The organism is Halobacteriovoraceae bacterium, assembly GCA_020635115.1.
Classification (GTDB): domain Bacteria; phylum Bdellovibrionota; class Bacteriovoracia; order Bacteriovoracales; family Bacteriovoracaceae; genus JACKAK01.
In genome coordinates this window covers 1-5,277 of the sequence record JACKAK010000021.1, presented here as the reverse complement: position 1 = coordinate 5,277, position 5,277 = coordinate 1, and the positions used below count along the sequence as shown (strand labels likewise).

Annotated in this window: 4 protein-coding genes; 2 read left to right on the top strand and 2 right to left on the bottom strand. The window is 37.1% G+C overall.

Annotation, left to right across the window (positions count from 1 at the left end):
• Nucleotides 1-266: 266 nt before the first annotated feature.
• On the bottom strand, nt 267-2,222 hold the full coding sequence (locus H6622_18375) for a hypothetical protein (GenBank protein MCB9063494.1): 1,956 nt from the start codon (nt 2,220-2,222) through the stop codon (nt 267-269).
• A gap of 101 nt (nt 2,223-2,323) precedes the next feature.
• On the bottom strand, nt 2,324-3,547 hold the full coding sequence (locus H6622_18370; protein ID MCB9063493.1) for a transposase: 1,224 nt from the start codon (nt 3,545-3,547) through the stop codon (nt 2,324-2,326).
• A gap of 108 nt (nt 3,548-3,655) precedes the next feature.
• Here H6622_18370 and tnpA point away from each other — a divergent pair, with 108 nt between their 5' ends.
• Together tnpA and H6622_18360 are read left to right on the top strand one after the other, a co-directional pair.
• Nucleotides 3,656-4,054 (top strand): IS200/IS605 family transposase, encoded by a 399-nt coding sequence (gene tnpA / locus H6622_18365; GenBank protein ID MCB9063492.1) that lies wholly within the window; start codon nt 3,656-3,658, stop codon nt 4,052-4,054.
• A 227-nt stretch (nt 4,055-4,281) separates the two neighbouring features.
• Nucleotides 4,282-5,232: a hypothetical protein gene (locus tag H6622_18360; GenBank protein MCB9063491.1), complete on the top strand. Its 951-nt coding sequence runs from the start codon at nt 4,282-4,284 to the stop codon at nt 5,230-5,232.
• Nucleotides 5,233-5,277 lie beyond the last annotated feature (45 nt).

The window sequence follows — 5,277 nt, the reverse complement described above, 5'->3', positions numbered from 1 at the left end:
ATGAGACTGACCAGAGCTTATTTCGTGAGTCCTCCGCATTTTTACTTAAGAAGGCCTAGAATGAGTTCACTTGGAGATGGTTAAAACCCGCTCGCAGAGGCGCTACTGGCAATGTGTACCAGAATATGTATCATATTCATTGTCATTAAAAGGCACCTGGAGGGCCTATCTAGGCGTGTAATTTCAGCTATTTGCAACTCATGAAGAATCTTATGTGTTTGATATTATTGCTATTTACTCATTTTTGCCAAAAGTGGGTAGGACCCCTACTTGTAAACAAGTGCATCCTCTAAGCCGTACTCATCGGCCGCAAAAAGGCTTTTGACTTTTAGCCCTGGGTAAACTGATCGATAAATGCCAGACAATTGTTCAATAAGGTGAATGGAGTCAGTTTGTTTCGCCACCAGTTCCTCACCTTCTTCCTGTTTATGATGTTGTTTATGCTTAAGGTGGTGATCAAGCTTATCAAATTCTTCTTGATAAGCTTTTCTCTTAACTGGATCATCTAACAACACTTTGTAACGATTTAGGACATATGTCGCTTCTTCACTTGATCCAGAAAGCTTTGTTGCCTGCCTAAAAGAAAGAGTTTTTATCATGTTGTACATACTTTTAACTTCTATTGCCGCTGGGAATAGGCCAATCGACGCAAGAAACGCTGACTTTCCAGCTTTGACCTCTAGCTTTTTATGAAACTCCTTAACTGATAATGCTAATAATTTTTGATAGTCTTTGTCGTACTGCACTAATGCATTCTGGTCTTTTTGAAGTCGCCTCTGTTTCTCCATTTTTATGACAGCATAGTCGTAAGTTTTGTAAGAGGTTATACCTGTTGCAGCTCCCGACATTAACGCGGCGGTTGTAAAAGGAACTGACTCCCAAAAAAGAGGAACGACAAACAGGACGACAAGAGACCCAACAAGTGCCGCTTTTTTAGCAGCTCCAAGTTTTTCTTCATAGTCCTTTGATTTTTCTATTTCATTTTGAAGTTTGCAAACTTCAAAAACCATCTGAGGATTTTTCATTAACGCTCTGCCTAGTGAATAAGGGTCTTCTAAAAACATTTTTTGCAGTGGTTTATCAATCGCAGCCTTTCTGTGCTGATGTCCATACTTTCTTGGGAGCTTCACGCTTTTAAGGTCTTTCATCATCTGTTGAATTTCATTTTGCCGTTCTAAAATTGCGACTCTTGCCTCTTGCGCTGCTGATTCAACATCAGAAATATCAATTTCTGAAATATCATCAAACTTCAAAGAGTATTGAATATACCCAGGTTTTGAAAATCCGCTTACAATCTTTGCTTCTTCAACTTTTGGTCGCTTTCCTATCTTAGTCTGCATATGTTCTGTCAATAAAAGGTCTGACAAAGGACTAAGAAAAAGATCGCTAAACCTCTCACTATAAGCTTTAAAATCAGACTTTAAAACCTCTTTAAGCTCTCTACGAACTGTGTCTTGATTATGCTGGCCCGAAACCGCCCTCGCGTTAACTGGACTTCCTATATAGCCTGGGCGAGGTCTTGATATATCCACTTTCCTATTTTCTACTATTTTTTTATCAGCTCTTAAGTTTATTATCCCTTCATTTAGAAGATACACAAAGCCATTATAATCTTCCTCTGAGTACTGCCTGCGGGCTCCATTGATACAAACATCCTTAAAAGCGGAGTCACTCTTAAGAATTTTCTTTAAATTTTTATCGTTGCAATACCTTTCACTCGCTCCAAGGTATTTGTAGTCTAATTTAAAAACTGCCACTGAGGACATTAGATCGGCTTCTTTTAGTGCCTGGTAAGCCAATCTTTTTCTTCCCTTATAATCCTTATTTTCTTCATTCACAGCTTCTATAATACTTCCAGACTGCTCTATAAACCCTTCAAGCTCTTTCAAAAATTTTCTAGAACATTTTCCTGAAACTTCTGCACTTGAAGCGCCATCTAAAATCCTTTCTCGAATTCTCAACTGAGAAAAAGGACTTTCTGAATGATCACTCATACACTCACTTAAAATTTTATCTAACTTTAAAAGAAGATTTGCTCTCGATTTTTTTACGTCCATTTTTCTTTGATCTTTGGAGTTAAGACGTACTCCTTGTTTTAAGATCTCTTCATCTACCCTTTTTATAAATTCTTTTGCATGTCCCTTTTTGAAACGAGGATAGAGATCAAAAAAACGCTCATATGAGTCTAGGGGACTAAAAACCTCTTCCTGTGAGTAAATCATTGAAGATTGACAGAAGAGGCATATGATTAATAACATTTTAATTGGCATGTTAAGTATTTTGACGTCCTCCCCTCACTAAAGATAAGGGGATTCCTAAAGTGCTAATGCACCGTAGGGGTTACTGCTTCAACGGTCTGGCCAATGCCAACTCCTCCACAGTCTCTTTGGGTGCGCCCCACCCTGTTAATATTTTTTGCTGCATTTAAATCTGCATCTTCTTTGTGCCCACAATTCAAACACTCAAAATGTTTGTTCTTGCGGTTCATCTTATTGTTGTACAGACATTCACTGCATCTCGTACTTGTGAACTTGGGATTCACTAACTCTAGATGACCACCATTCCATTCACATTTATAGCTTAGTTGGAGAGCAAAAATTCCCCAACCCTGAAAAAGAATTTCACGGTTCAGCCCTGACTTTGCCGCAACATTTTTTCCTGGAGTTTCGAGAGTTCCCTTTGCTGACTTTGACATGTTTTTAATCTTTAAGTCCTCAAGAGTAACATAGCTGTGATTCTTAGCTATATAGCTTGATGCCTTATGTAGAAAATCATGTCTTATGCTAGCTATTTTTGAATGTAGTTTTCTAATTTTATTATTCACTTTCTTCCAACTTTGGGAGAATTTCTTTTTAAGTCTCAACCTTTTTTGCAAAACTTTGATTCTCTCTCTAAGTATGTGACAATTTTTTGGAAGGGTAAATTTTAAATTTCTCAAACAGTCATCTCTTGAACTTAAAACCAACGTCTCTGAAATTCCCCGGTCGATACCAACTGTAGGAAGATTGTTATATGGTATTTCAAGGTGTTTTTCACTGCAAAAAGCAATATACCAGCCATCAACCTCTTTTTTAATAGTCGCATTTTTGATTTTGCCTTCAATTTTTCGACTTAATCTAAATGCGACTTCTCCGATTTTAGGAAGCTTAACAAAAGCTTTCTTTCGAGTTACTTTTCTCACAGAGAATTGTTTAGCGTCTGGAAAACGAAAACTATCACCAATTCCCTTTTTCTTGTATTTTGGAAATCCAAAACCGGATCTCCAAAATGACTTAAAGGCCTTATCTAAATCTTTTAAAGACTGTTGAAGAATTTGTGCCGGAGAATCTTTGATCCACTCAAATCCCTCACACGATTTTAGGTCCTTTAACTCATTTGCCTGATCATAGTAGTTAATTGAGCTTCTATATTGAGTCCATGAAAGAATTCTATGCTCAAGGCAAAGGTTATAGAGAAACCGACAGGTTCCGGCCCATGAGGAAAATATCTCAATTTGACTCTCACTAGGATTTAACTTGAATTTATAGGCCAGATTAATCTTTTCCATACAGACTTAGAATATCACTTCTTGACCTATTGGCCAAGAGAAATTAATTATTAGTCTATGAGTAATTTAAATTCAAATAAATCAATCAAAGAACGTACAAATCCAAAGATCAGACATGGCAGACACTGCACCTTTCTGCTTCATGCACACTTAGTCTTTGTAACAAAATATAGGCGAGTTTGCTTTACATCGCGAGTATTAGATCACCTCAAAGAAGTTTTTAATTCCGTATGCTCTGATTTTGAAGCGGAGTTGGTTGAATTTGAAGGAGAAGGCGATCACGTTCATCTTCTGGTAAATTACCCGCCAAAAGTGACGCTTTCAAAACTTGTGGGATCTTTAAAGGGGGTTTCATCAAGATATATTCGAGAATCAAATTATCCTGAAATTAGAAAAAAACTATGGGGAAATGCTCTTTGGTCACCTAGTTATTTTGCAGGAAGTTGTGGAGGGGCGCCACTGGAAGTCATCAAGCAATATATAGAGCAGCAAGACAGACCTCATTAACCTCGCCAGTGGGCATTTGCTTATATCTCCGCACTAAAGTACCGAGTTTTACGCAAATTTTTGATAAAATAATGAACTGTTTCCTGTAGAGGGAAAGACCAGATAACCTATTTTCAGCACCTTAAGGGTGTATTCACTATTATTAAATGAAATAATTATGCGATAAATATAGGCACCTGTTTTGATTATTCTTATTTATGTTAAAATTGAGAAATATTGGAGTTTTAATGCAATTCATTTTAAAATTCACCTTATTGCACTTTTTAACGATTAGTCTGTTTGCCGCTACCAATAATGATGACTGTGATGGCAGTTGCGCCCCAAAGTTAAGTGGAGTTAACGAAGATGTTGTCATTCAAGCGACAAAACAAGAATCTGAAGTAGATAAAATTCTTACTAAAATAGAATCACTCAAAGAAACGGCCAAGAGAAACTCTGAAAAAAATAGCTATTTAAAAAAATGCCTAACAAAATACGCTGGCAAAAACCCTCAAAAAAAACAACGCTATATCTATACTCTTTCTTGTGGTGAGAGTTATGAACGAGAGGGGAGTGCTGATTACGAACTAGAAGCTAAAGAGGGTCTTATGATCTTAAAACTAAGAGGCACTTATTCTTTGGACTGGAAAAGTGAAGACGCCCTACCAGAGTTTTTGAAAACCTTGAAATGTGTTCAAAATAAATTTTCTGAATATGGAATTTATTTTGAACCTGAATTTCTAAATAGAAGAGAGTTTTTAGAGAAGGAGATGAAAAAAAAACCAAGTGAACAACGGAACAGATTTGCGATAACTCTTTCCAGTAGACCAGGAGATATCCATCAGCACAGGTGGCATACTAAAACAATCGTTGGAAGAAAGATCCCCGCTGACGAGCTTTGCGGGCTTACCACTCACGAGCTCCTCCATTATATGGGATTACCTGATTTATATGAATCAGGTAATTGTGGCTCACGAGGGCCATTCTTTCATGGAGATAAATCCAATATAATGCTTAGTGCCAGAAGACCAATTGGAAAAACATCACTATCGGAAGATCAAATTACTCATATTGTAAGACCTATTTGTGAGCCCAAAGAGTACCCTGATGAAGGTTATATGGGGTCTAATGAGTTTATCTTTACCCCAGAAACCCATGAATACACAAAAGGTGGAACCGTTACGCGTAAAATAAAATAGGTCTTCTTAGAGTTTCTTTTAAGAAGAAAGAACTCTTCCTATAGA